21 protein-coding genes are annotated in these 21547 nt (G+C 66.4%); 12 read left to right on the forward strand and 9 right to left on the reverse strand.

Features of this window, described 5'->3' with window-relative positions; genetic code table 11:
* Positions 1 to 85 precede the first annotated feature (85 nt).
* The gene (locus tag ASPHE3_RS05355) at positions 86 to 421 is read left to right on the forward strand and encodes a hypothetical protein (RefSeq protein WP_148258084.1); all 336 of its coding nucleotides are present in this window, start codon (positions 86 to 88) and stop codon (positions 419 to 421) included.
* A 53-nt stretch (positions 422 to 474) separates the two neighbouring features.
* On the opposite strand, the gene ASPHE3_RS05360 is transcribed toward ASPHE3_RS05355, so the two are convergent.
* A complete protein-coding gene (locus tag ASPHE3_RS05360; protein ID WP_013600214.1) occupies positions 475 to 1200 on the reverse strand; it encodes a hemerythrin domain-containing protein in 726 nt (241 codons plus the stop codon).
* Positions 1201 to 1413: 213 nt separating this feature from the next.
* Between ASPHE3_RS05360 and ASPHE3_RS05365 the strand changes: the two genes are divergently transcribed.
* The 4 genes from ASPHE3_RS05365 to ASPHE3_RS05380 all read left to right on the forward strand — a co-directional run bounded on the left by ASPHE3_RS05365 (position 1414) and on the right by ASPHE3_RS05380 (position 6176).
* The gene (locus ASPHE3_RS05365) at positions 1414 to 2655 is read left to right on the forward strand and encodes a S8 family serine peptidase (RefSeq protein ID WP_013600215.1); all 1242 of its coding nucleotides are present in this window, start codon (positions 1414 to 1416) and stop codon (positions 2653 to 2655) included.
* Between the two features lie 132 nt (positions 2656 to 2787).
* On the forward strand, positions 2788 to 3471 hold the full coding sequence (locus tag ASPHE3_RS05370; RefSeq protein WP_013600216.1) for a hypothetical protein: 684 nt from the start codon (positions 2788 to 2790) through the stop codon (positions 3469 to 3471).
* Positions 3472 to 3600: 129 nt separating this feature from the next.
* A complete protein-coding gene (locus ASPHE3_RS22240; RefSeq protein WP_041651989.1) occupies positions 3601 to 4272 on the forward strand; it encodes a hypothetical protein in 672 nt (223 codons plus the stop codon).
* 77 nt (positions 4273 to 4349) lie between these two features.
* Entirely contained in the window at positions 4350 to 6176 is a 1827-nt protein-coding gene (locus tag ASPHE3_RS05380) for a gamma-glutamyltransferase family protein (protein WP_013600217.1), read from the forward strand.
* Positions 6177 to 6277: 101 nt separating this feature from the next.
* Here the strand turns inward: ASPHE3_RS05380 and ASPHE3_RS05385 are convergent, their stop codons facing one another.
* From ASPHE3_RS05385 to ASPHE3_RS22615, 3 genes are all read right to left on the reverse strand, one after another.
* The gene (locus ASPHE3_RS05385; RefSeq protein ID WP_013600218.1) at positions 6278 to 6730 is read right to left on the reverse strand and encodes a DUF4383 domain-containing protein; all 453 of its coding nucleotides are present in this window, start codon (positions 6728 to 6730) and stop codon (positions 6278 to 6280) included.
* A gap of 176 nt (positions 6731 to 6906) precedes the next feature.
* Positions 6907 to 8082, reverse strand: coding sequence for a hypothetical protein (locus ASPHE3_RS05390; protein ID WP_013600219.1), 1176 nt, complete (start codon positions 8080 to 8082; stop codon positions 6907 to 6909).
* Positions 8083 to 8367: 285 nt separating this feature from the next.
* Positions 8368 to 8637: a PIN domain-containing protein gene (locus tag ASPHE3_RS22615; RefSeq protein ID WP_013600220.1), complete on the reverse strand. Its 270-nt coding sequence runs from the start codon at positions 8635 to 8637 to the stop codon at positions 8368 to 8370.
* 337 nt (positions 8638 to 8974) lie between these two features.
* Here ASPHE3_RS22615 and ASPHE3_RS05400 point away from each other — a divergent pair, with 337 nt between their 5' ends.
* Together ASPHE3_RS05400 and ASPHE3_RS05405 are read left to right on the forward strand one after the other, a co-directional pair.
* A complete protein-coding gene (locus ASPHE3_RS05400) occupies positions 8975 to 9178 on the forward strand; it encodes a cold-shock protein (protein WP_009372930.1) in 204 nt (67 codons plus the stop codon).
* 416 nt (positions 9179 to 9594) lie between these two features.
* Positions 9595 to 10443, forward strand: a complete 849-nt coding sequence (locus tag ASPHE3_RS05405; protein ID WP_013600221.1) for an esterase/lipase family protein — start codon at positions 9595 to 9597, stop codon at positions 10441 to 10443.
* 100 nt (positions 10444 to 10543) lie between these two features.
* On the opposite strand, the gene ASPHE3_RS05410 is transcribed toward ASPHE3_RS05405, so the two are convergent.
* Positions 10544 to 11278 (reverse strand): FadR/GntR family transcriptional regulator, encoded by a 735-nt coding sequence (locus tag ASPHE3_RS05410; protein WP_013600222.1) that lies wholly within the window; start codon positions 11276 to 11278, stop codon positions 10544 to 10546.
* 188 nt (positions 11279 to 11466) lie between these two features.
* Here ASPHE3_RS05410 and ASPHE3_RS05415 point away from each other — a divergent pair, with 188 nt between their 5' ends.
* Complete coding sequence (locus tag ASPHE3_RS05415; protein ID WP_013600223.1) at positions 11467 to 12012, forward strand: gluconokinase; 546 nt, start codon at positions 11467 to 11469, stop codon at positions 12010 to 12012.
* Between the two features lie 43 nt (positions 12013 to 12055).
* Positions 12056 to 13459, forward strand: coding sequence for a GntP family permease (locus ASPHE3_RS05420; RefSeq protein WP_013600224.1), 1404 nt, complete (start codon positions 12056 to 12058; stop codon positions 13457 to 13459).
* A gap of 90 nt (positions 13460 to 13549) precedes the next feature.
* Here ASPHE3_RS05420 and ASPHE3_RS05425 read toward each other — a convergent pair whose 3' ends face one another.
* Positions 13550 to 15133: an alkaline phosphatase D family protein gene (locus ASPHE3_RS05425; protein WP_013600225.1), complete on the reverse strand. Its 1584-nt coding sequence runs from the start codon at positions 15131 to 15133 to the stop codon at positions 13550 to 13552.
* A gap of 87 nt (positions 15134 to 15220) precedes the next feature.
* The gene (locus ASPHE3_RS05430; RefSeq protein WP_013600226.1) at positions 15221 to 15601 is read right to left on the reverse strand and encodes a TfoX/Sxy family protein; all 381 of its coding nucleotides are present in this window, start codon (positions 15599 to 15601) and stop codon (positions 15221 to 15223) included.
* 144 nt (positions 15602 to 15745) lie between these two features.
* On the opposite strand from ASPHE3_RS05430, the gene ASPHE3_RS05435 reads away from it, so the two are divergent.
* A complete protein-coding gene (locus ASPHE3_RS05435) occupies positions 15746 to 16567 on the forward strand; it encodes an SDR family NAD(P)-dependent oxidoreductase (RefSeq protein ID WP_013600227.1) in 822 nt (273 codons plus the stop codon).
* Positions 16568 to 16683: 116 nt separating this feature from the next.
* On the opposite strand, the gene ASPHE3_RS05440 is transcribed toward ASPHE3_RS05435, so the two are convergent.
* Together ASPHE3_RS05440 and ASPHE3_RS05445 are read right to left on the reverse strand one after the other, a co-directional pair.
* Positions 16684 to 17301: an FMN-binding negative transcriptional regulator gene (locus ASPHE3_RS05440; protein WP_013600228.1), complete on the reverse strand. Its 618-nt coding sequence runs from the start codon at positions 17299 to 17301 to the stop codon at positions 16684 to 16686.
* A 2-nt stretch (positions 17302 to 17303) separates the two neighbouring features.
* Positions 17304 to 18281: a DMT family transporter gene (locus ASPHE3_RS05445; RefSeq protein ID WP_049786043.1), complete on the reverse strand. Its 978-nt coding sequence runs from the start codon at positions 18279 to 18281 to the stop codon at positions 17304 to 17306.
* Here ASPHE3_RS05445 and ASPHE3_RS05450 point away from each other — a divergent pair.
* On the forward strand, positions 18280 to 19692 hold the full coding sequence (locus ASPHE3_RS05450) for an aminotransferase-like domain-containing protein (protein ID WP_041651990.1): 1413 nt from the start codon (positions 18280 to 18282) through the stop codon (positions 19690 to 19692). The genes ASPHE3_RS05445 and ASPHE3_RS05450 overlap by 2 nt on opposite strands.
* A 314-nt stretch (positions 19693 to 20006) precedes the next feature.
* The gene (locus tag ASPHE3_RS05455) at positions 20007 to 21461 is read left to right on the forward strand and encodes an amino acid permease (protein WP_013600231.1); all 1455 of its coding nucleotides are present in this window, start codon (positions 20007 to 20009) and stop codon (positions 21459 to 21461) included.
* Positions 21462 to 21547: the final 86 nt, after the last annotated feature.

The raw sequence follows: 21547 nt of genomic DNA on the forward strand, positions 1-21547 counted from the left end.
CCCCGGTGACCTTCGCCTCTACATCCGTCGGCGCCGAGCGGAGATGCTGGTGGCAGGGCTGAACGGAGCAGGGAGGTGGCCCGCCGTGTCTGAGTGGGATCTGGGCATCGCCGGTCTGGGATTGTTGGCCGTGATGTCGCTGGTGTTCGGCCTGCTGGCCCAGCTGATCGTGGGTAGGCAGGTGACGCGCTGGCTCTGGCTGTACTCGGCGCTGGGCTACTTCCTTGCCGGGATCCTGGTCAGCGAAGTCTGGTTCGGCTGGGCCACGGAGGAGGAACTGCAGCCGAACATCGATGGGCTGTCCTTCGACGAGGTGCTGCTGCTGGTGACTCTCGCCGGCCTCATCGCAGCGCTCACGGCGCGCTTCATGCTCCGCAGAAAAGGGCGTGCGGGAGGTTCCGCAGGACGCCCCGCCGGTTGAGGTGCCCCGCCCCTGGGTTAACTGCGGTGATACTTTGCGGGACGCGTGAAATCCTAGAGCGTCTCGGGAACCGGGCGTCCCGGGAAGAGCGTGGCGTACTGCCGCCGGTACATCCCGCGCCCCACCAGCCGGTACGCGAGCCGGACCGGGAGGGGGATCTCCTTGAACAGTTCCTTCCGGTCCTGGGGCGGATTCGTGGCCAGCACCATGCCCAGGTACGCGACCATGAACTTCTTGTCGAACTGCTCAATGCCGTGCTGGCCCACCCCTTCCATTTCCTTCTGGTCCATCACCCTGTCCACGACGGGCATCACTTCAGTGACCTCGCGACGCAGGTGCACGTTGAGGACGCCGGACAGGTCCGCGTAGCGTTCGGCAAGTTCATTGCCGGCCTCGGCGTCAGCCGTCTCCATCCAGCGGAGGCGGACAGGTTCAATGCTCTCCAGCCGCTGGGTGACCTGCCGGTGCTGTTCCAGCATCTGGGCAACATGCAGAGCGCACGCCGGCGCACGCTGCTCCAGTTGCGGGTACATCAGCAGATCCTCGCCTTCGTGATGCACATGGAGCACTTTGTCGAAATTGCCGAGTACTTCGCCCACGTACGCAGCACGTTTGGTGTCGCCGGGCTGGACTGACCTGACCAGTCCAGGCGCCTCGTCGTAGGCCCAGAGGAAGAAGCGGTGGATGCGGCGCATGGCTGCAGTGCCGGTGCACAGGACGGGGCCCGGCGGGAGCGGCGCTGCGGTTTCACCGGGCTGCATGGTGAAGAAATCGGTCATTGGGATGGCCCCTCTCGGTTCTCATGCGAGACCAGCCCTCTCCCCGCCTGCATCGTATCCCCGGCCCACACGCTGCCACAATGGCCGGGCAAAGCCCGTGGCAGTGGCGAGAGAAGGCACGACGGCGGCGCCCCGCCGTCGTGATTTCCCTCCTTCCGCTTCACTGACCAAAAGGCCCTGTCCCCGCGATGGATTTGGCCGCATCATGGGCAAATGAAAAAGTCACTGATCGCTGGTCTCACAGCTGCTGTCCTGGGCATTGGTGGAATTACCCTCGCAGCGCCGGGGGCCGCAGCAGCGCCCTCCACCCACGTCCCGGGACAGATCCTGGTGAAATTCCGCCACGACCGAGGTGCCGCCGAAGTACTGAACCAGCACGGCCTCTCCAAGGGCGAGGCCGTGGGAAGCACCGGCGCCCACCTCATCAAAGTGCCCGCCGGAAAGGAACTCCAGCTGGTCGACGCCCTCAGCCGGAACCCTGTAGTCGAATACGCCGAGCCGGACGAAATAGTCACTCCAGCCGCAGCCGACCAGTACTTTGAGCGCCAGTACGCCCTGCAGAACAACGGCCAGGCCTTCACCAGCACGGCGGGCACACTCACCGTGGCCGGCGGCAAGGCTGACGCCGACGTGGACGCCGTGGAGGCCTGGGTCCTGACCAAGGGGAAGGGCACCAAAGTGGCCGTGCTTGATTCCGGTGTGGCCAACGACAACCCGGATATCACTCCACAGGTCGTTGCCCGGGCCAACTTCACCACGGGGGAAACCGGTGACGACAATTACGGCCACGGCACCCACGTGGCGGGCATCGTTGCAGCCACCGAAGGCAACACCATCGGCGTGGCCGGCGTGTGCCCCGAATGCAGCATCCTGGACGGGAAAGTCCTCAACGACAGCGGCGGCGGGTCCACGTCCGCCCTGGCCAACGGCATCAACTGGGCCACGAACAGCGGAGCGAAGGTCATCAATACGAGCCTTGCCGTGCGGCCCTCGCGCACCCTGGAAGCCGCCGTTAACAATGCATGGAACAAGGGCGCCGTCCTTGTTGCCGCAGCAGGCAACGGCAATAACCAGACGAAGATCTACCCCGGTGCCTATCCGAACGTCATTGCCGTGGCGGCCACGGACAACCGGGATGCCAAGGCATACTTCTCAACCTACGGCGCCAGCTGGGTGGACATCGCGGCCCCCGGCGTCAACGTTTACTCGACGTTCCCCAACCACACCTTCGTCCTGGGGACACAGAACAACCGGTCCATGGGCTACGACGTAGGCAACGGCACCTCAATGTCTGCTCCGATCGTTGCTGCCACTGCCGCTCTTGCCTGGAGCATCAACCCCAACGCCGCGCCGTCAGTCATCCGCGGGAAGGTCGAATCGACCGCGGACAGGATCGAGGGAACAGGCACCTATTGGGCGCACGGCCGCGTCAACGCGGACCGGGCCGTCCGGTAAAAACCGCGGGCCGGCAGCGGTGTACGGGGCGGGAAAGAACGCCCCCGGGGCCCTTTCCCCGGGCCCAAAGCCCCATGGCGTGGACGGACGCCCAGCGATGTAATTAATGGACAAGCGGACAAAGGAGTCGTGATGAAACGCTTGCTCATTGGGTTGTGCACGGCGGCCTTTGTGGGGCTGACCGCAACACCGGCGGGAGCCGCTCCGCCCAACATCTACCACACCATCTCCAACACCCATGGGTTCGCGCATGTGGTGAACATTGCCGGTTGCGAACGGACGGACGTGTTCGTCTCATCCATGGCGGCCATGTACGCGGCCCAGCCCGGACCGGTGAACAAACAGGGCCTCACGGCGGTATCCGTGAGCATCACGGACATCTGTGCCCAGCCGGCCGGCGTCGGCGCGGCGGCCGTCCCTGGTGTGGTGCTGTTCCAGGCAGACGGCCAGAACCTGGCACCCCTGCTGGCCGACCCGCGGCTGACCACGGCGTCCATCACCACCGAAATGCCGGGGACGGACGGCAGCGGCAACCCTGTGACCATCAGCCTCGCGGCGACGTGGACCGGGACGGGTCCGATGGAGCACAGCACGGTCCACAACCACGTTCACTATCCGGGCGAAGGCAACGTCAACGCCACAGACAACAACCTCAGCCGTGCGTCCACGGCCAACGTCTCGGTGGCAGTGGACGGCCTGGCAATATCCGGAACCGACAGCAGCGAAGCTCTGCTCACCCGGACGAAGTCCCGCTGCATTGAAGTTGCCCGGCCGGGGGTGGAGGAGTTCTTCCCCTGCTTCGGTTTCCCGGGATAGCCGGAACTGCGCCGCCGCGGGAATACCCGCCGGATGCCGGACTTAAGCCTCTGTTTGCGGTGCGGGCAGCGGGCTTACCGTGAAAGCGGGTTACCCGCAGTTGGGGCCTATCGCACCAAAGGGGGCATCATGACCACGCCCAGGTTCTCGGCATCCGGCGGCATTCTGGGGCTCTGCGCCCTATTAACGCTCTCGGCGTGCTTCGGCCCGCCCAGCCCCGCCCCCAGCCCGTCACCCACCACCAGCTCACCGACCGCGACGGCGACACCGACGGCGACGGCGACTGCGAGCCCCACCAGCCCGGCGGCCACGTCGTCCCCCGCGGCGACCCCGCCGCCGTCGTCCGCCCCCGCGGAACCCACGGCGGCGCCGCCGGCTCCCGGACTCCCTGAGCAGGAAGCCCCGCTGACCATCTACTACGTGGCCATCGACGACGGCGGCGTCTCCGGGCCGCTGATCGGGTGCGGCGACAGCCTGGTGGCCACCACCACGGCACCCGTGAAGTTCACGGACCAGGTCCGTCCCAGCATCGAGACACTGCTCGCGAACAAGAGCCGCGACGTGGGCCTGTCAGGCCTGGTGAATGTTCTGTACCAGTCCAACCTCACCTATATGGGTGGCGAGCTGAACGGCAGCACCATCACCATCCATCTCCACGGGCAGTTCATGCTGGGCGGTGTGTGTGACATCCCTCGGGCGAAGGCCCAACTGGAGTACACCGCCATGACCGCGTCCGGAGCCACCAGCGCCCGGGTGTTCGTCAACGGCCGGCCACTCGACGAGGTGCTCAGCCTCAAGTAGCAGACCGCCTCCTTAGCACGGCAGCCCTGCCGTGTCCCCGTCCCGTCCCCGGGTGCCTGGCCCTAGGATTGCTGTCCATGGCCTTCACTCCGGCAGACAGCTTCACCACCCGCCCCACCCTGCAGGGCACGTTCGGCATGACCGCTTCCACGCACTGGCTGGCCACCGCCTCCGCCCAGGCGGTGCTGGAGCGGGGCGGGAACGCCTTCGACGCCGCAGTGGCCGGCGCATTCGTGCTGCACGTGGTGGAGCCGCACCTGAACGGGCCGGGCGGGGACATGACAGGCGTGTTTGTCACGGCAGCCAATCCCTCCGAGCCCGTGGTGCTGATGGGGCAGGGGCCGGCCCCCGCCGCGGCCACGCGGGAACATTACCTGGCTGAAGGGCTGGAGCTCGTGCCGGGTGCCGGTGCGCTCGCCGCCGCCGTGCCGGCCGCCGTCGACGCCTGGCTGCTCCTCCTGCGGGACTACGGGACGTGGGAGCTGGCAGACGTGCTGTCCTTCGCCATCGGCTACGCCCGCCATGGGCACCCCGTCCTGGCGCGCGTGGGCAGCACCATCGCCTCGGTGGCAGGGCTCTTCACAAAGCATTGGCCAACGTCGGCTGCACTTTGGATGCCGGACGGGAAAGTTCCTGCCGGCGGAGACATCGTCAGGAATACCGCCTACGCGGACGTCCTGGAGCGGCTGGTCGGCGCCGGAAGTCTGGCGGGCGGGTCGGCGGCAGCTTCGAGGGAGGCACGGATCGACGCTGCGCGGCGTGAGTGGGGCGAGGGCTTCGTGGCCAAGGCCGCGGTGGCCTTCCTCGCGGTCCCGCACCGCCACTCCTCAGGCACCGACCACGCAGGCGTCATCGCCGAAGCCGACTTCGCCGGATTTTCCGCCGGCTACGAACCCGCCGCGACCTTTGAGTTCCGCGGCTACACTATCGCCAAAACCGGGCCGTGGGGGCAGGGGCCGGCGCTGCTGCAGACGCTCGCCATCCTGGCCGGCTTCGACGAGGAGCACCTGGACCCCTCCACCGCCCTGGGCGCGCACACCATCCTGGAGGCGCAGAAGCTGGCCATCGCGGACCGCGAGGCGTACTACGGGGACGCCGCGGTGCCCCTGGAGTACCTGCTAAGCCCGGGGTACGCGGCGCAGCGCCGGCAGCTGATCGGGGAGCGGGCCTCGCACGAGTTCCGTCCCGGCGCGGTGCCCGGCCACAAACCCTTCGTTCCGCCGCTGCGCACGGAGTACCTCCCGCCGTCGGCCGCTGGAAACGGTGCCGCCTTTGCCGGCGTGGGTGAGCCGACGGTCAGGCCCACGGGGGAGACCCGCGGCGACACCTGCCATATCGACGTGGTGGACCAGTGGGGAAACATGGTGTCCGCGACCCCGTCCGGGGGATGGCTGCAGTCCTCTCCAACCATCCCGGAGCTGGGCTTCTGCCTGGGCTCGAGGCTGCAGATGACGTGGCTGGAAGAGGGTGCCCCCTCCACGCTGGCTCCCGGCAAACGGCCGCGCACCACCCTGACCCCCACCCTGGTGCTGAAAGACGGGAAGGCGGTGGCCGCCGTCGGATCCCCGGGAGGGGACCAGCAGGACCAGTGGCAGCTGCTGTACCTGCTCCGCACCATCGTGGGCGGCTATGAGCCCCAGCAGGCCATCGACGCGCCCGCGTTCCACACCACCTCCATCCCGGGTTCCTTCTGGCCGCGCACGTGGACGCCAGGCGGCGCCGTGGTGGAGGACCGCCTGGGGGCGGACGTTATTGGCGAACTGGAGGAGCGCGGCCACGTGGTCAGCCGGGCCGGGGACTGGACACTGGGGCGGCTCTCGGCAGTGGTGCGCGATCCGGCCACCGGGGTGCTGGGGGCGGCCGCCAACCCGCGGGGCGCGCAGGGCTACGCGGCGGGACGGTAGGGGACCTTCCGGAGACAAGAGCGGCCCCGGACGCAGCTTCAGCTGCACCCGGGGCCGTTGCTTGTTCCGTGCCCGTCAGCGTGGCTGCCCGGACCGGTTCGCTACGCGCGCGACTTGGTGTTGCCCTTGGTGAGGATGATGGCCAGGGCAACCATTCCGACGCCGAGCAGCAGGTGCAGGATGTTGTCGTAGCCGTTCAGGGGAACAAAGTTGCCGGCCGAATCCTGGGGGATGACCAGGCCGTAAATGAAGAGGACCAGGTAAATGACGCCCCCGTAGAGGAGGAAAGAGCGGGCGCCGGCGGCCGATCGGGCCAGTGCGACCCCGGCAACGCCGAAGAGCAGGTGGACCACGTTGTGCAGTGCCGAGACCTGGAAGAGGCCCAAGAGCAGTGCCTCGGAATGCGCGCCGGCGAAGTGCAGCTGGTCATAGTTGCCGGTGATACCCGGAATGAACCCCAGGATCCCGACCAGCAAGAACACTGCGCCCACTGCAAGCGATGCCTTCTGGATGTTGGTGCGGGTGGCCATTCCGGCACTGGTGTGTGTTGCCATGATGATCTCCTTATGCGATAGGAATTTATGGATTTCCCGTTGTCCGGCTAATTCAAAGGGTTATGCCGGCTATTCGGCTGCTATCGCATTTCGGATGGGTTTATCTGTAAAACATTTCGGCCCCAACAAACCGGAAGAAAGGGTTGAACGGGGGCATCAGCGGCGCAGGGGCCCTGTCAGCGCACGCGGATGTTGGACGGCTGGCCGGCGACATCCCGCGGCTTCATGCCCGCCTCCTCAGCTTGCAGGACACACCATTTCCGCAACTGCATGCCGAGCACCTTGGACAGGGAACCGTGCTTGTCCTTTACCAGCGGTGTCCCCACGGAGCCGAACAAGCCGACGCTGATTCCCGTCTTCCCGTGGAGCAGGGGGTCGATGAGCACTGCGGCCCACGCCTGTTCGAGTGCTTTGGCGGCGGCGTCGACGCTCCCGTTGACGCCTTTGAAGCTGCGCGCCAGGTGCGCCTGCATCCGCTGCTGGTCCGTCAACGCCGGTTTGGCGGGTTTCGCGGCTGCGGGCTTTGCGGCAGTTGCCTTGGCAGGCTTGGGTGTCTTTACCGACGGCGCGGGCTGCTTGGCGGGCTGGGGCTGGGGCAGGGACTGCGGCACCGGTTCCGGCTGCCCTGCACTGGCGAGCGCGGCAGCCGCTGTCAGCTCGGCGAGTTCGGCATGAAGTGCCGCCATGTGGCGGTGGATTTCGCTGATCCGGAGTACGACGGCGGCGCCGGGGTGAGGCTTCGAAACGCGCAGCTTCGCTTTCACGTCAGCAGGCATGCTGGTGCGGAACAGTGCGCACAGCGCCTTTGCGAGTCCAAACCGGGCTTCGTCATGCGCCAGGAGGAGGGGGACCGGGCTGCTGGCGTGTGAAATGACGGAGGCCAGGTCCGCCAGGTTGCCATAAACCTTGCCCCACCGGATCCGCTCTATGACCGTGCCGCCGTCCACCTGCGGGGAGTAGACGCTCTGCATGAGCCGCACCGCCAAGGGGTCGAACTCAGGGAAGTGCTTCGGGAGGATCGCAGTCCGCAGCACCGCCCGCACGGCATCGAGCTGCCGCGAGACCTGCTCGATGGGGTTTGGCACCAACAGCCCGCCTTCGAGCTGCCACCGTGTTCCGGTATCGGTGGCCACGGCCACCCGGTGGGAAAAGCCCTTCCACTCGCTGATCATCAGCGTCCCGTGCCGGATGTTGTAGAAGAACCAGTCGACCTCCGCCACGGGATACCCAGGCGCGTCCACACGGCAATTGCTGAAGGCCCAGATGTCGTCGTCGAGCACTTCATCCAGCCTGGTGACATCGCGGGGGGACGGCCGGTGCGCCGCCGAGTTGGCGGAAGGAAAATGGAGCAACGAAGGCTTTCTGGGGCGCTGGTCCAGCCCAGGGGACCCCCACCCCGAGCCGGTCGCGCCAATGTGCGCTACGTCATCTTCACCGGCCACCCGGTCCGGCCGCAAGTCCCGGGCCTCTCGGGCTTAGCCTCTTCATGGGTGGTCCGGCCAGTCCTGCGCGCGGAGCAGGGATCACCCCGCGTTGTTTTTCACGCAGGTTGTTGATGGCGTAGAAATCCATGGCCCTGCCTCCGGCAATATGCGGCGGCGCCGCCAGGAATACCATTCGGATGAAGCGCAAGTGCCTTACGCAGGTGATTGGACGGCGAGGCCGGCCTCCACCGCTGCTGCGAGCAGTTCCGCATCGTAGGCAACCAGGACATCCGCCTGCAGCCGGATTGCGGTGGCCAAGTGGATGGCGTCGGCACTCCGCAGCTTGCCGGGCAGTGCTGCCGCGTACATGAGGTCGGGACGTGAAACGTCCACAAGGTTGATTCCACTGAGTGCTGTGTTGATGAGTTCGCCCGGTATTCCACTGCGCCGCCCCGCGCAATGAAGCTCAGTGTAGAGGAGCATGGAGGCGGCGAGTGCACCCCCTGCGAGGCCGCCGTTGTCAGGTAGTCCGCGGTCTGCGCTGATTCGTCTTCGGCGATCACCAGCTTAAGGGCAGCGGAGGTGTCCACATGAAGGCAGGCAGCTTTATAACCGCCTTGGGGCTGCCGCAACGGCCCTTGGTAATTGGTGCCCGGAATCTCCTGTAGTGTTGATCCTGTTGTTGTGTTTATGCAGTTGGTAGTTCAGGCAGTACGCGCGGTCGAAAGTCCGCGTTCTTCTGAAGTAGCGGTTTGAACATCTCACGCCGGAGGGCCCGAAAGTCGGGATTTTCCCTCCACCTTCACGAAGGACAAAAATAATGGCTACTGGTACCGTCAAATGGTTTAACGCTGAAAAGGGCTTCGGCTTCATTTCCCCCGATGACTCTTCACAGGACGTTTTCGCACACTACTCTGCGATCAACTCCAACGGCTTCCGCTCCCTCGAAGAGAACCAGAAGGTTTCCTTCGACACCGAGCAGGGCCCCAAGGGTCCCCAGGCCACCAACATCCAGGCTCTCTAATTCATTAGGGAATCCGAGGCCTATGGGTTTCGAATTTTGAGCAGGGCCGGTCAGTTCACCTGACCGGCCCTGCTTTTTCTTAACCTGCGCGTGCCAGTAAACAGACTTCGCCGTCCGGATCCGGGATCCCTGGTTCTTGTGAACGGATGTGCACAGGCTGTGAACGGCACTTCAGAGGGTCTCCGGCCACCAGAACGCTACTCACCAGTAACAACGCCGGATCGGCGCTGCTGCACTCGCACCGGAGCCACCGTTCGCTGGCCTCTTTTTTGCCCGCACGTTCGTGCAGTTCCGCCCCGCAGGCCCGCCGGTCCGGCCTAGCATGTGAAGGACCCGGCGGTTAGGACCCCACGGTTGACCGGCCCGCAATGCCGGCGCCACCGGACCACCGCTGACTCGCAAACGAAGAGGTTTCTATGTCACTGCTGACCAAGGCCGTTTCCCTGGCCGCAACCGCCCTCCTTGCCGGGTCCCTGACCGCGGCACCCGCCCAGGCCAACGTCGTCGAAATCTCCCCGCCCGGCGCCAATGACTGGTCCTGCAAGCCCACCGCCGAGCACTCATATCCGGTTATCCTGGTCCCCGGAACGTTCGAGAGCATGGTGAAGAACTGGTCCACACTCTCGCCCTACCTCAAGAGCCAGGGATACTGCGTTTTCGCCCTCAACTACGGTGAAACGAACGGGGTCTACGCCACAGGCCCGGTGGCCGAATCGGCAGCCGAACTCGCCCCGTTCGTCGATGCCGTCCGTTCCGCCACGGGCGCGAAGAAGGTCAACCTGGTGGGCCACAGCCAGGGCGGCATGATGCCCCGCTACTATATGGGCTTCCTCGGCGGGGCCAAGAACGTCAACCAGCTCATTGGCATCGCTCCCTCCAACCACGGCACCGAAGGCCTGATCGTTCCCCCGCCGGAGGCGCTGGAGGATCCTGACTTCACCGCCGCGGGCTGCGCCGCCTGCGCCGACCAACAGGCAGGATCAGCCTTCATGCAGGAACTGAACTCGATCGGGGACACTGTTGCCGGACCGTCCTACACTGTGATTTCCACGGTCCACGACGAAGTGGTGATCCCTTATAACAGCCAGTTCCTTGCAGGCCCGGCCAAGCAGGTCACCAACATCACCATCCAGGACAAGTGCCCCGCGGATGTCTTCGAGCACGACCAGACTCCCAATGATCCCGTGGTCCACCAGATCGTGGCGCATGCCCTAAGCCGGACGTCCGGTCCGGCTGATCCTGCCTACCAGCCCCGCTGCATCTAGCAGCCAACTGCTCCCATAACGGGCCGCTCCGGGAAACCGGGGCGGCCCTTTTCTGTCCGCACAGGTTCGTACCGCACTGACAGCGAGTGAACGCAGACTGTCAGTGCAGCCCCATCGCGTTCCGAACCTCGTCCAGGATGTGGTGCATCGCCTGCTCGGCCACGGCCGTATCACCGCTGGCAACGGCTGCCGCCACATCCTCGTGCGCCTGCAGGGCCTCGCTCCTTGGCTTGAACGGCATCAGCCCCTGCCGCGTGCGGCTGGTCAGGACCTCCGCCACCATGCCTTCGAGCGCCTGGAACATTTCATTTCCGCAGCTGCGCAGCAGCAACTGGTGAAAGGCGATGTCCGCCGCCAGGAAGCCCTGCAGATCACCGGCCTCACCCAGCCGGCGCAGGTCGGCCGCCAGCGCGACAAGCTGCGAGCGTTCGGCGGCACTTGCCCGCCGGGCGGCACCGGCAGCGGCAATGGGTTCGACGGCGATGCGCAGCTCCGTAAGGCTGCTGTACTGGATCTCGCGCCGGTCCGAGGCCAGCCGCCAGCGCACCAGCTTGGGGTCGAAGACATTCCAGAGGCGGCGTTCCTGCACCACAATGCCCACGCGTCGCCGCGAGTACACCAGGTTCATGGATTCGAGGACCTTCATGGTGTCCCTGGCCACGGTCCGGGAAATGCCGTAGTCCTGCTGGATCCCCTCAAGGGTCAGCCGGCTGCCGGGAGGCAGTTCGCCGGAGGCAATGGCGACGCCGACCGCCTCCAGGACGCGCTCATGCATCGCGGGGGAGGCCCCGCCGTCGTGCGCTTCATCCGCACCATCAACTGTCGCCGTCGACATTCTGTCCGCCTCTCTCGCGCCGCAGCGCCCTTCCAGAATACCCAAAATAACTACAAAGGTATGACCTGTGACACTGAAAGGTGTTATCAATCGCGACAAAAGGTGATACCTTATGGCGTAGCCCACTTCTCCACGGGCACGCAGCGAGCTTCTTCGAAAGCCAAAGACGTCTTCTCCGGAGGTATGACATGCAGTATCCCCCCACGCATCTTGTGGTGATGGGCGTAGCCGGGTCCGGCAAATCCACCGTGGCGGCGGCCCTGTCCGGCCGGCTGGGCTGGGTGTGCGCTGAAGCGGACGAGTTCCACCCGGACGCCAACATCGCCAAGATGACCCAGGGCATTCCGCTGCAGGACGAGGACCGCTGGCCCTGGCTCCGGGAAATCCGCGACTGGATGACGGCGCAGGCCCGGGCCGGGAAGAGCACTGTCCTCACGTGCTCCGCCCTCAAGAAAAGCTACCGCCAGCTGCTGTCCGAAGCCGAGGGTCGCGTCCTCTTCCTCCACCTCGACGGCGGCGCGGACCTGATCAGCCAGCGCATGCAGGGGCGCGAAGGCCACTTCATGCCGCCCACCCTGCTGCCCAGCCAGCTGGCCACCCTCGAGGCGCTGACGCAGGAAGAGCTCGACGCCGGCAGCCTCCGCCTGGACATCTCGCAGTCACCCGAACAACTGGTCGCCGCCGTCGTGCACGCCCTTAGTCTTCCTTCCGGCCAGGCGCCCTCCGCGCCCTGACCACCACCACAATCCCCAACAAATCCTGTTTCAAAGGAGAACCATGACCATCGAAGGATGGACCCAAACACTGGGCGCAGGCCCGCTGCTGCTGATCGCCGCGGCAGCAATCCTCGGCCTGCTGTTCCTGATCATCAAGCTGCGCATGCACGCCCTGATCGCGCTGATCCTGATCAGCCTCGCCACGGCCTTCGCCACCGGCATCCCCGCCAACCAGGTGGTCCCGGTGCTGATCAACGGCTTCGGTACCACGCTCGGAACGGTGGCCCTCCTGGTGGGCCTCGGCGCCATGCTGGGCCGCATCGTGGAAACCAGCGGCGGCGCCAAGGTGCTGGCCGACTACCTCATCAACCTCTTCGGTGAAAAGCGAGCCCCGTTCGCACTGGGCCTCGCCTCGCTGATCTTCGGCTTCCCCATCTTCTTCGACGCCGGCCTGGTGGTCATGCTGCCCGTGGTCTTCGCCGTCGCCCACCGCCTGGGCGGGGGAGTGCTCCGCTACGGCCTGCCGGCCGCCGGCGCGTTCTCCGTGATGCACATCTTCCTGCCGCCGCACCCGGGCCCGGTCTCCGCCTCCGCGTTCTTCGACGCCAACGTGGGACTGGTGACCATCGCCGGCCTGATCGTGGCCATCCCCACCTGGTACGTCACCGCCTACCTCTATGGCCTCTACACCGGCAAGAAGCTGGTCCTGCCCGTGCCCGAACTCCTGGGCCACGCCACCGCCGAGGCCGAATCCCACCCGCCGCGCTTCCGCACCATCGTGGGACTGCTGCTCCTGCCGCTGGTCCTGATCTTCATGAACACCGGCCTGAACACGCTGGCGTCCTCCGGCGTGCTGCCCGAAGGCGTCAAGGACGAGCAGTGGTACCAGGTCCTGCGCACCCTCGGTGAAACCCCGGTTGCCCTGCTGATCGCCGTGCTCGTTGCCCTGTTCGTCCTGGGCGCCAAGCGCGGCAAGGACGCCGGTGCCCTGGAGAAGCTGCTCGAGTCCTCCCTCGGCCCGGTCTGCTCCGTCATCCTGATCACCGGTGCCGGCGGCATGTTCGGCGGCGTCCTGCGGACCTCCGGCATCGGCCAGGCCCTGGCTGACGTCCTGGGCAACGTGGGCATTCCGCTGATCCTTGCCGGCTTCCTGATCTCCTCCATCCTGCGCATCGCCCAGGGCTCCGCCACCGTGGCACTGACCACCACGGCCGGCCTGATCGCGCCGGGTGTGGCTGCGGCCGGACTGAACGGCATGCAGGTGGCCGCCATGGTGATCGCCGTGGCCGCCGGTTCCGTAGTGGTCTCCCACGTCAACGACTCCGGCTTCTGGCTGGTGGGCCGGTTCTTCGGGATGGACGTCAAGACCACCCTGAAGACCTGGACCGTGATGGAAACCCTCATCGGCGTGATGGGCTTCGCCATTGCCGCCGTGATCTTCCTGCTGGCAGGCCTCGCGGGTTAGCTTTCCTCTCTTCCCCCTCCCAACTAAGTAGCGCCAAGTGTCGTTTTGGAACCCCAAAACGACACTTGGCGCTACTTGCTTTGTCCGGGTTTAGGCCTGGAGGCCCGGAACGCCGTCCTGGATCCTGAAGGATGCCTTCGTGCTCACGGGGGAGCCCGGCGTCGTGACGTAGTCCAGCGTCCGGAAGTCCGCCGTCATCGCGTCCCTGGTGATTTTGGTGTTCACGTAGCCGCGGTTGTCGTTGTAGAACTTCAGGTGCGGGTTCCAGGCCATGACGGGGTCGGTGGTGGAGCCCGTGCCGTTGCCGGTGGAGGTGATGGACGTGCACACCAGCTCCGAACCCACCACAGGCGAGGCGGGATCCTTGTAGTCCACCTTGAGGTCGTTCGCCCAGTTGCGGTGCACATCTCCGGTCAGGACGACGGCGTTGCGCACGTTCGCGTCCAGCCAGCCCTGGGTGATCCGGCGGCGGGAGGAGGCGTACCCGTCCCAGCCGTCCATGGAGACGTCGTCCACCTCCAGTGCCTGGGCGCGGTCCCGCTCGGCGAAGAACACCTGCTGGCCCAGGATGTCCCAGCGCTGCGTGGAGTTCCGGAAGCCGTCCAGCAGCCACTTCTCCTGCTCGGCGCCGGTGATGGTCCGGTTTTCGGCGAGGCGCTCGGCCACGTTCTTCTTCCAGCCGTCCCCGGCGAGCTGGTCGTCGCGGTACTGCCGGGTGTCCATCATATGGAAGTTGGCCAACTGGCCCCACTGGATGGTGCGGTAGATCTTCATGTCGAACCCGGCCGGCACCGAGGACCGGCGCAGCGGCATGTTCTCGTAGTACGCCTGGAACGCAGCGGCGCGGCGCTGCCGGAACCGCTCGGTGGTGTCGTTGCGCTGGTTGGCGTCCCGGTTTTCCGGGATCTCGTCGGCCCAGTTGTTGTCCACCTCGTGGTCGTCCCAGACCACCAGCCAAGGTGCGATCGCGTGCGCTGCCTGCAGGTCGGCGTCGGACTTGTACTGTGCGTGCCGCTGCCGGTAGCCCTCCAGCGTGACGGTCTCCGGGCCCTGGTGGTCGCGCGGGTTCCCGCCGCCGATCACGTAGCTGTCCTTCTTGTATTCGTAAAGGTAGTCGCCCAGGTGCAGCACCAGGTCCGGGTGGTCCTCGGCCAGGCGGGTGTAGGCGGTGAAGTAGCCGTGCTCGTACTGTGAGCAGCTGGCGAAGGCCATCGCCAGCGCGGCGGGCGTCTCGTGCGGGGCGGGCGCGGTGAGCGTGCGGCCCACCTTGCTGATGTGGCGGCCGCTGCGGAACCGGTAAAAGTACTCCCGGCCCGGCTTCAGGCCCTTGAGTTCCACGTGTACGGAGTGCGCGGTTTCGATCCGGGCGGTTTCGACGCCGCGGGCTACTACAGAGCGCATGTTCGGGTCTTCGGCCACTTCCCAGGCAACGGCGACGTTGCGGGACGGCATGCCGCCCAGGCCGTCCCCGGCCAGGGGGTCCAGCGCGAGGCGCGTCCAGATCACGAAGCCATCCGGCCACGGTTCGCCCGACGCGATGCCGAGCATGAAGGGATCGGTGCGGAGGCCGGCGTCGTCAGCGGTTGAAGCGGCAGCGGCGGCACTGGGCAGGGCGGCCACAAGGCCGGCCCCGAGGCCGGCGGAAATCAGGGATCTGCGTGAGATGTTGTCCATGGCTCCAACATATGGAGCGAGGTTGGACACGGGCTGAGGAGGATATGAATGGGTGGTTAACTGTGTGACAAGAGCTGTTGTGCCGGGCTACGGCTTCGCATTACGCGCGCGTTTTGGCTCCTTCGGCGGCAGCCCCGCCACGTACTCGAAGGCCTTGCGGATCCAGGCCTTGGCACGGGCGTCGTCACCGTCGCCCTCCTCGTTCCACATCTCGGGCAGCCCGGTGTAGCCGCCCATGGATCGTTCCGCGGGCCCGAAGGGAAGAGTCCGTTCAGCGCCCTCAAGTTCCGCCCGATCCTCGGGCGAGAGCTTGACGCCGATCGTTGGGCCGAAGAGCCCAGCAAACATGTTGCCGTTCACGAACGCGCCAAGGTTGCCGAACATGGGCTTGACCACCACCTCCGGTCCGTCCGGAACGAGGGACCGGAACCGTTCCTTGTCCCCTTCGGAGGCTTTGGGCATGTCCATGGTCGCTCCCCTTCGATCGCGCGACTGTCTGCAGGATATGCCTCCCACGCGCGCCGGGGAACACCCTGGTGCCCGCCGTCGTTGTGCCGTTAGGCAGCGCGCCCAAGCCGGGCGCCGGACTTTCCCCCGATCAAAGGACACCCCTTGACTCCTCGCACCATTGTGATCACCGGCGCCAGCGACGGGATCGGCGCAGCAGCAGCGCGGACGCTGGCCCGCGCGGGGGAGCAGGTGGTCATCATCGGGCGGTCTGCGGAGAAGACCCGTGCCATTGCCAAAGAACTGGACACAGACTACTTCGTCAGCGATTTTGCGGAATTGGACCAGGTCCGCACCCTCGCAGCCCAACTGAAGTCCGACTACCCCCGGATCGACGTCCTGGCCAACAACGCCGGCGGCATCATGGGCAAGCGCACCCTCACCGTGGACGGCAACGAGGCCACTTTCCAGATCAACCACCTGGCGCCCTTCCTGCTAACCACGCTGCTCATGGACACCCTCACCGCGAGCAACGCCAAGGTCATCAACACCTCCAGCGGCGCCAACAGCTTCGGCAAACTGGACCTGTTCGACCTCACGGCTGAACACCGCTACTCCACCAACCGCGCCTACGGCACCGGCAAGCTCGCCAACATCCTCTTCACCTCCGAACTGCACCGCCGCTATGGCGGGGAGGGAATTACGACGGCGGCCTTCCACCCCGGCGTGGTCCGCACCAACTTCGCGGCAGAGTCCACAACGCCGTGGCGGCACGCCTACAAGACCCTGCTGAACCGCTTCATGCTCACCCCCGACCAGGGCGCCGACACCATGCTCTGGCTCATCAACGGCACGGCCGGCAAGGACTGGATCTCCGGCGCGTACTACTACAAGCGCGCCCTGGCCAAGGCCAACCCCCAGGCCTACGACGCCGGGCTGGCGCAGGGCCTGTGGGAAGCCAGCGAGGAACTGGTCAAGGGCGCCTAGGTCCACTGCCGGTCCGATGGGACCGAAATGCGTGACTTTTGGGGCCTGCCGCAGGCGGAGCCCGCGGATTGTCGGGGCCTGGGCTTCTCGGGAAGTCCAAAAGTCACGCATTCGCGTCAGCGGGCGCGCTCTACATCCGCCGCGGCCGCCGCGTGTCCGGCACCGGACAGCCCGGCCACCACGCCATCGATGTCGGCAGCCGGGCGGTTCTGGCTCAGCTTGGCCTTGGCCTCGATCCTGGTGATCACCAGTTCGATGCCCACAATGGCCCGTAACTGGCCGGCAATAAAGCGTTCCGGCGCGTCGTCCACGCTCCAGGGGTGGCTGAAGTCCGCCTCGTGCAGTCCGGTCAGCCGCCGCACCTGACTCGACAACCATTCCGGATGGTCATGCACCACCAGCCGCCCGTAGACGTGGACGGTGGTGTAGTTCCAGGTGGGGACAACCCGGCCATGCTCGGCCTTCGAGGCGTACCAGGACGGCGACACATAGGCGTCCGCCGACTGGATGATGGCCAGCGCCTCCCCGATGGCGGGCTCAGACCATTGGCTGTTGTTCCGCGCGAGGTGCCCCTGCAGCGCGCCGTGATCACCGATGTCGGGATTGTAGGCAAACGGCACCAGGGTAGCCAGCAGGCCGACTGCGGTCATCGTGACCAGGTTCGCGGCCCCGGGGCGGGCTAGGAGCTGCTGGACCGTCTCGGGGGTGGCGGAAAAATGGGCTGGAATGTACATGACTAGTCCTTTACCGGCTCAAGGTCCTGGATGGGGAGAACTGTGGCCGCCGGCCCCACGGTTGCAGGCCTGAGCCGGACCCGGACGGCTGCCCCGGCGCACAGGATGACGGCCAGGCCGCCGAGAACGGTGGGCAGGGTCACCGCCTCGCCCAGCAGGAGGGCCGCCCACCCGATGGTGAGCACCGGCTGGATGAGCTGGATCTGGCTGACCTGTGCGATGGGGCCGATGGCCAGTCCCCGGTACCAGGCAAAGAACCCCAGGAACATGCTCACCACGCCCAGGTAAGCGAATGCCAGCCACTGCGCCAGCCCTGCGGAGGGCGGTTCCTGAACCACGGAGAGCGCCGCCAGGAACACCATCAGCGGCGACGCGAGCACCAGCGCCCAGGAAACGGTCTGCCAGGCGCCCAGCTCCCGGGCCAGCAGGCCGCCCTCTGCGTAGCCGACGGCGGCCGCGGCCACGGAGCCGAGGAACAGCAGGTCCGCCCAGTGAAGCTGCCCGAATCCGCCGGAGTGCACCCCGGCGAAGGCGAGTGCGGCAAGGGCCCCCAATGCCGTGACCAGCCAGAAGGCGCGGGGCGGACGCTCTCTCCCGCGGAGGACGGCTGCGGCTGCAGTAGCAGCAGGAAGGAGGGCGATCACTACCGCACCGTGGCTGGCGGGGGTCGCGGTCAGGGCAAAGGAGGTCAGCAGCGGAAAGCCAATGACGACGCCGGCGGCGGCTACGGCGAGGCGTCCCCACTGCAATCCGCGGGGGAGCCGCTGCCGGGTCAGCGCCAATGCAGCACCGGCCAGCGCAGCGGCAACCACCGCGCGACCGGATCCGATGAAGAGCGGCGACAGGCCGGCCAAGGCGACTTTCGTAAAGGGAACCGTGAAGGAGAATGCTGCGACTCCCACCAGCCCGAGCCAGATTCCGGAGGCCTGCGGCAGTATCACTGTGCGCGCCGGGACAGTAGCGCTACTATTGTCTTTCATGAACAACGATAGCAGCTCCCGGATCGTGGCGCACTTGAAAACGTGGATGGCCGCGGCCGCGCCTGGAGCCAAGCTGCCGTCCACCCGTTCGCTCGTGGCCGACTACCAGGCCAGCCCCGTGACCGTGCAGAAAGCCCTCCAGACGCTCACAGCAGAAGGGCTGATCGAGAGCCGGCCCGGCGTGGGAACGTTCATCCGGGCCGCCAGGACCGCCAAGCCTTCCGACTACGGCTGGCAGACAGCGGCCCTGAAGTCGCCGCTGGCAGCGCTGCCTCCGGCATCATCCACCATGCGCGATGTGCCCCTGGATGCCATTTCCTTCCACTCCGGCTATCCGGCACGCGAACTCCTGCCCGAGCGGCTGGTCCGCGCGGCGCTCACCCGGGCCGCCAGGGGCGACGCGGCGCTGTCCCGTCCGCCTGCGGCCGGACTGCCGGAACTGCAGTCATGGTTCGCCCATGAACTTGCTGCCTCCACGCCGGCCGGAACCGCGCCGCCCAACCCGAGCGACGTCGTCGTCCTTCCCGGAAGCCAAAGTGGACTGAGCTCAATCTTCAGCGCACTGGTGGGCAGGGGCCAGCCGCTGCTGCTGGAATCGCCCACGTACTGGGGAGCCATCCTGGCCGCGGCGCAGGCGGGGGTCCGCGTGGTCCCCGTCCCCGTTGGTCCCGACGGTCCGGACCCGGCTGTCCTGACCCGCGCCTTTGAGGAGTCCGGGGCCAGGGTGTTCTATGCCCAGCCCAATTACGCAAACCCCACCGGTGCGCAGTGGTCGGCCGGACGGCGGGACCAGGTGCTGGACGTGGTGCGTGCCCAGGGCGCCTTCCTGGTGGAGGACGATTGGGCGCACGACTTTGGCATCACATCCAACCCGGTGCCGGTTGCATCACGCGACGATTCCGGGCACGTCGTCTACCTGCGCTCGCTGACCAAGAGTGTCTCAACGTCCATCCGGGTGGCTGCCGTCATTGCCCGCGGTCCCGCGAGGGAGCGCATCCTTGCGGACCGCGCCGCCGAGTCGATGTACGTCAGCGGGCTGCTGCAGGCCGCCGCGCTCGACGTCGTCACGCAGCCGGGGTGGCAAACCCACCTCCGCAGCCTCCGCCACCAGCTCGAATCCCGCCGCGACCTGCTGGTCACCAGCTTGCGTGCACACGCTCCCCAGGCGCACATCGAGCAGGTGCCCAAGGGCGGCCTGCACGTGTGGGTCCGGCTGCCGGATGGAACCGACCTGGAGCGGCTGGTCAGGGACTGTGAGGCTGCAGGGGTGATTATTGCCGGTGGCAACGAGTGGTTCCCGGCCGAACCTGCCGGCCCCTTCATCCGGCTCAACTACTCAGGGATGAATCCGGGCGCCTTCCCTGAAGGCGCCCGGATTATCGGGGAGATGTTGGAACGGAACCTGGGCTAGCAGTCAGTTCGCCAGCTCGGCGCACACGTCAGTGACTGTGCCGCTACCCGAGAACATGCCCCCTACTTCCTTGCCCTTACGGTCGAGCGTCTGGATCCGGCGCCCTGGTCCTGACCTCCGCGAACCAGTGGGGTCGATTGAAGCCGTAACAGCATGCAATATAAGCATGCAGTTATGTCTTTGATGACCGCAAATTCGGTTCACGTGCTACTTTCAGCACTGTCGACGTGCATTTCTTCGCTTCCCGGCAGCGGGAACCAGGGGGGACTGCGCGCGCCCCCATCGCACCGATCGACCCCACATTGGAGACGCCCGTGGAACCCTCAGCACCGCTCACGCTGGATGAGCAGCCAACCGGCGCGGCAGCCCAACAAGCAGAGTCCGGCCTGCGCCGGGCGATGGGCCCGCGCCATCTGGTGATGATCGCCATGGGCGGCGTCATCGGCTCCGGCCTGTTCCTCAGCTCCGGCTACACCATCTCCCAGGCCGGCCCGCTCGGCGCCGTGATCGCCTACCTGGTAGGCGCCTTCGTGGTCTATCTGGTCATGGCCTGCCTGGGTGAGCTGGCCATCGCCTACCCGGTGTCCGGCGCGTTCCACATCTACGCCGCCCGGTCCATAGGCCCGGCCACCGGCTTCGCTACCGCCTGGCTGTACTGGCTGTGCTGGGCCGTGGCCATCGGCTCGGAATTCACAGCCTCCGGTTTGCTCATGCAGCGCTGGTTCCCGGATGTAGACGTCTGGGTCTGGTGCCTCGTCTTCGCTGCCATCCTCTTCGGCTTCAACGCCGTCTCCTCCAAGTTCTTCGGCGAGTCCGAGTTCTGGTTCGCCATCGTGAAGGTGGCCGCAATCATCGGCCTCATCGTCCTGGGCGGCGCGGCCCTCTTCGGCTTCCGCCCGCTCAGCGGCGGGGGCGAGCACCCGTTCCTGTTCGAGAACTTCGCCACCGAGGCGGGCCTTTTTCCCAACGGCTTCACCGGCGTCCTGGTCACCGTCCTCGCCGTCTTCTACGCCTTCTCCGGCTCGGAACTGATTGGCGTGGCAGCGGGCGAAACCAAGGACCCCGCCACCAGCATCCCCAAGGCCCTGCGCACCACCGTGATCCGGCTGCTCATCTTCTTCGTCGGAGCAATCGCCGTCATTGCCGCCACCATCCCGTACACCGAGGTGGGCCTGGACGAGAGCCCATTCGTGACGGTTTTCTCCGCCATCGGCCTGCCTTTCGCCGCCGACATCATGAACTTCGTCATCATCACCGCCCTCCTGTCCGCCGGCAACAGCGGCCTCTTCTCCTGCGCCCGCATGCTCTACTCCCTTGCGGACGAAGGCCACGCACCCCGCGCCTTCAAGAAGCTGACCCGCCGCGGCATCCCGCTGATTGCTCTCTCCGTCAGCATGGCGGGCGGCGTCGCGTCCCTGATCAGCAGCGTGGTTGCCCCGGAAACGGTCTACCTTGTCCTGGTATCCGTCGCCGGTTTCGCCGTGGTGGGGGTGTGGATGTCCATCACCGCCTCGCACTTCTTCCACCGCCGCGCCTTCATCCGCAACGGCGGGGACATCAGCACCCTGGCCTACAAGGCCCCGCTGTTCCCGCTGGTGCCCATCCTGGCGTTCACGCTCTGCGTGGTCTCCCTGATCGGCATCGCCCTGGACCCCACCCAGGCCGCCGCGCTCTACTTCGGCATCCCCTTCGTGGCTGCCTGCTACATCTGGTTCCACTTCCGGCACGGGCGCAAGGCACTGCCTGCCAAGGAACTGGCCGCCAAGTAGCTGTCCGCCAAGTAAACGGAAGCGGACGACGGCGGCAGCCCGGCAGGTGCGTTGGGTGCCTTTCCGGACGGTCGCCGTCGTTCTTT

Origin of the sequence: Pseudarthrobacter phenanthrenivorans Sphe3 (genome assembly GCF_000189535.1) — a bacterium.
Lineage (GTDB): Bacteria > Actinomycetota > Actinomycetes > Actinomycetales > Micrococcaceae > Arthrobacter > Arthrobacter phenanthrenivorans.

Coding starts and splice junctions, on each gene's coding strand:
- ASPHE3_RS05360 (WP_013600214.1), bottom strand. CDS start 1,200: ATGACCGATTTCTTCACCATGCAGCCCGGTGAAACCGCAGCGCCGCTC.
- ASPHE3_RS05365 (WP_013600215.1), top strand. CDS start 1,414: ATGAAAAAGTCACTGATCGCTGGTCTCACAGCTGCTGTCCTGGGCATT.
- ASPHE3_RS05370 (WP_013600216.1), top strand. CDS start 2,788: ATGAAACGCTTGCTCATTGGGTTGTGCACGGCGGCCTTTGTGGGGCTG.
- ASPHE3_RS22240 (WP_041651989.1), top strand. CDS start 3,601: ATGACCACGCCCAGGTTCTCGGCATCCGGCGGCATTCTGGGGCTCTGC.
- ASPHE3_RS05380 (WP_013600217.1), top strand. CDS start 4,350: ATGGCCTTCACTCCGGCAGACAGCTTCACCACCCGCCCCACCCTGCAG.
- ASPHE3_RS05385 (WP_013600218.1), bottom strand. CDS start 6,730: ATGGCAACACACACCAGTGCCGGAATGGCCACCCGCACCAACATCCAG.
- ASPHE3_RS22615 (WP_013600220.1), bottom strand. CDS start 8,637: ATGCTCCTCTACACTGAGCTTCATTGCGCGGGGCGGCGCAGTGGAATA.
- ASPHE3_RS05400 (WP_009372930.1), top strand. CDS start 8,975: ATGGCTACTGGTACCGTCAAATGGTTTAACGCTGAAAAGGGCTTCGGC.
- ASPHE3_RS05405 (WP_013600221.1), top strand. CDS start 9,595: ATGTCACTGCTGACCAAGGCCGTTTCCCTGGCCGCAACCGCCCTCCTT.
- ASPHE3_RS05410 (WP_013600222.1), bottom strand. CDS start 11,278: ATGTCGACGGCGACAGTTGATGGTGCGGATGAAGCGCACGACGGCGGG.
- ASPHE3_RS05415 (WP_013600223.1), top strand. CDS start 11,467: ATGCAGTATCCCCCCACGCATCTTGTGGTGATGGGCGTAGCCGGGTCC.
- ASPHE3_RS05420 (WP_013600224.1), top strand. CDS start 12,056: ATGACCATCGAAGGATGGACCCAAACACTGGGCGCAGGCCCGCTGCTG.
- ASPHE3_RS05425 (WP_013600225.1), bottom strand. CDS start 15,133: ATGGACAACATCTCACGCAGATCCCTGATTTCCGCCGGCCTCGGGGCC.
- ASPHE3_RS05430 (WP_013600226.1), bottom strand. CDS start 15,601: ATGGACATGCCCAAAGCCTCCGAAGGGGACAAGGAACGGTTCCGGTCC.
- ASPHE3_RS05440 (WP_013600228.1), bottom strand. CDS start 17,301: ATGTACATTCCAGCCCATTTTTCCGCCACCCCCGAGACGGTCCAGCAG.
- ASPHE3_RS05450 (WP_041651990.1), top strand. CDS start 18,280: ATGAACAACGATAGCAGCTCCCGGATCGTGGCGCACTTGAAAACGTGG.
- ASPHE3_RS05445 (WP_049786043.1), bottom strand. CDS start 18,281: ATGAAAGACAATAGTAGCGCTACTGTCCCGGCGCGCACAGTGATACTG.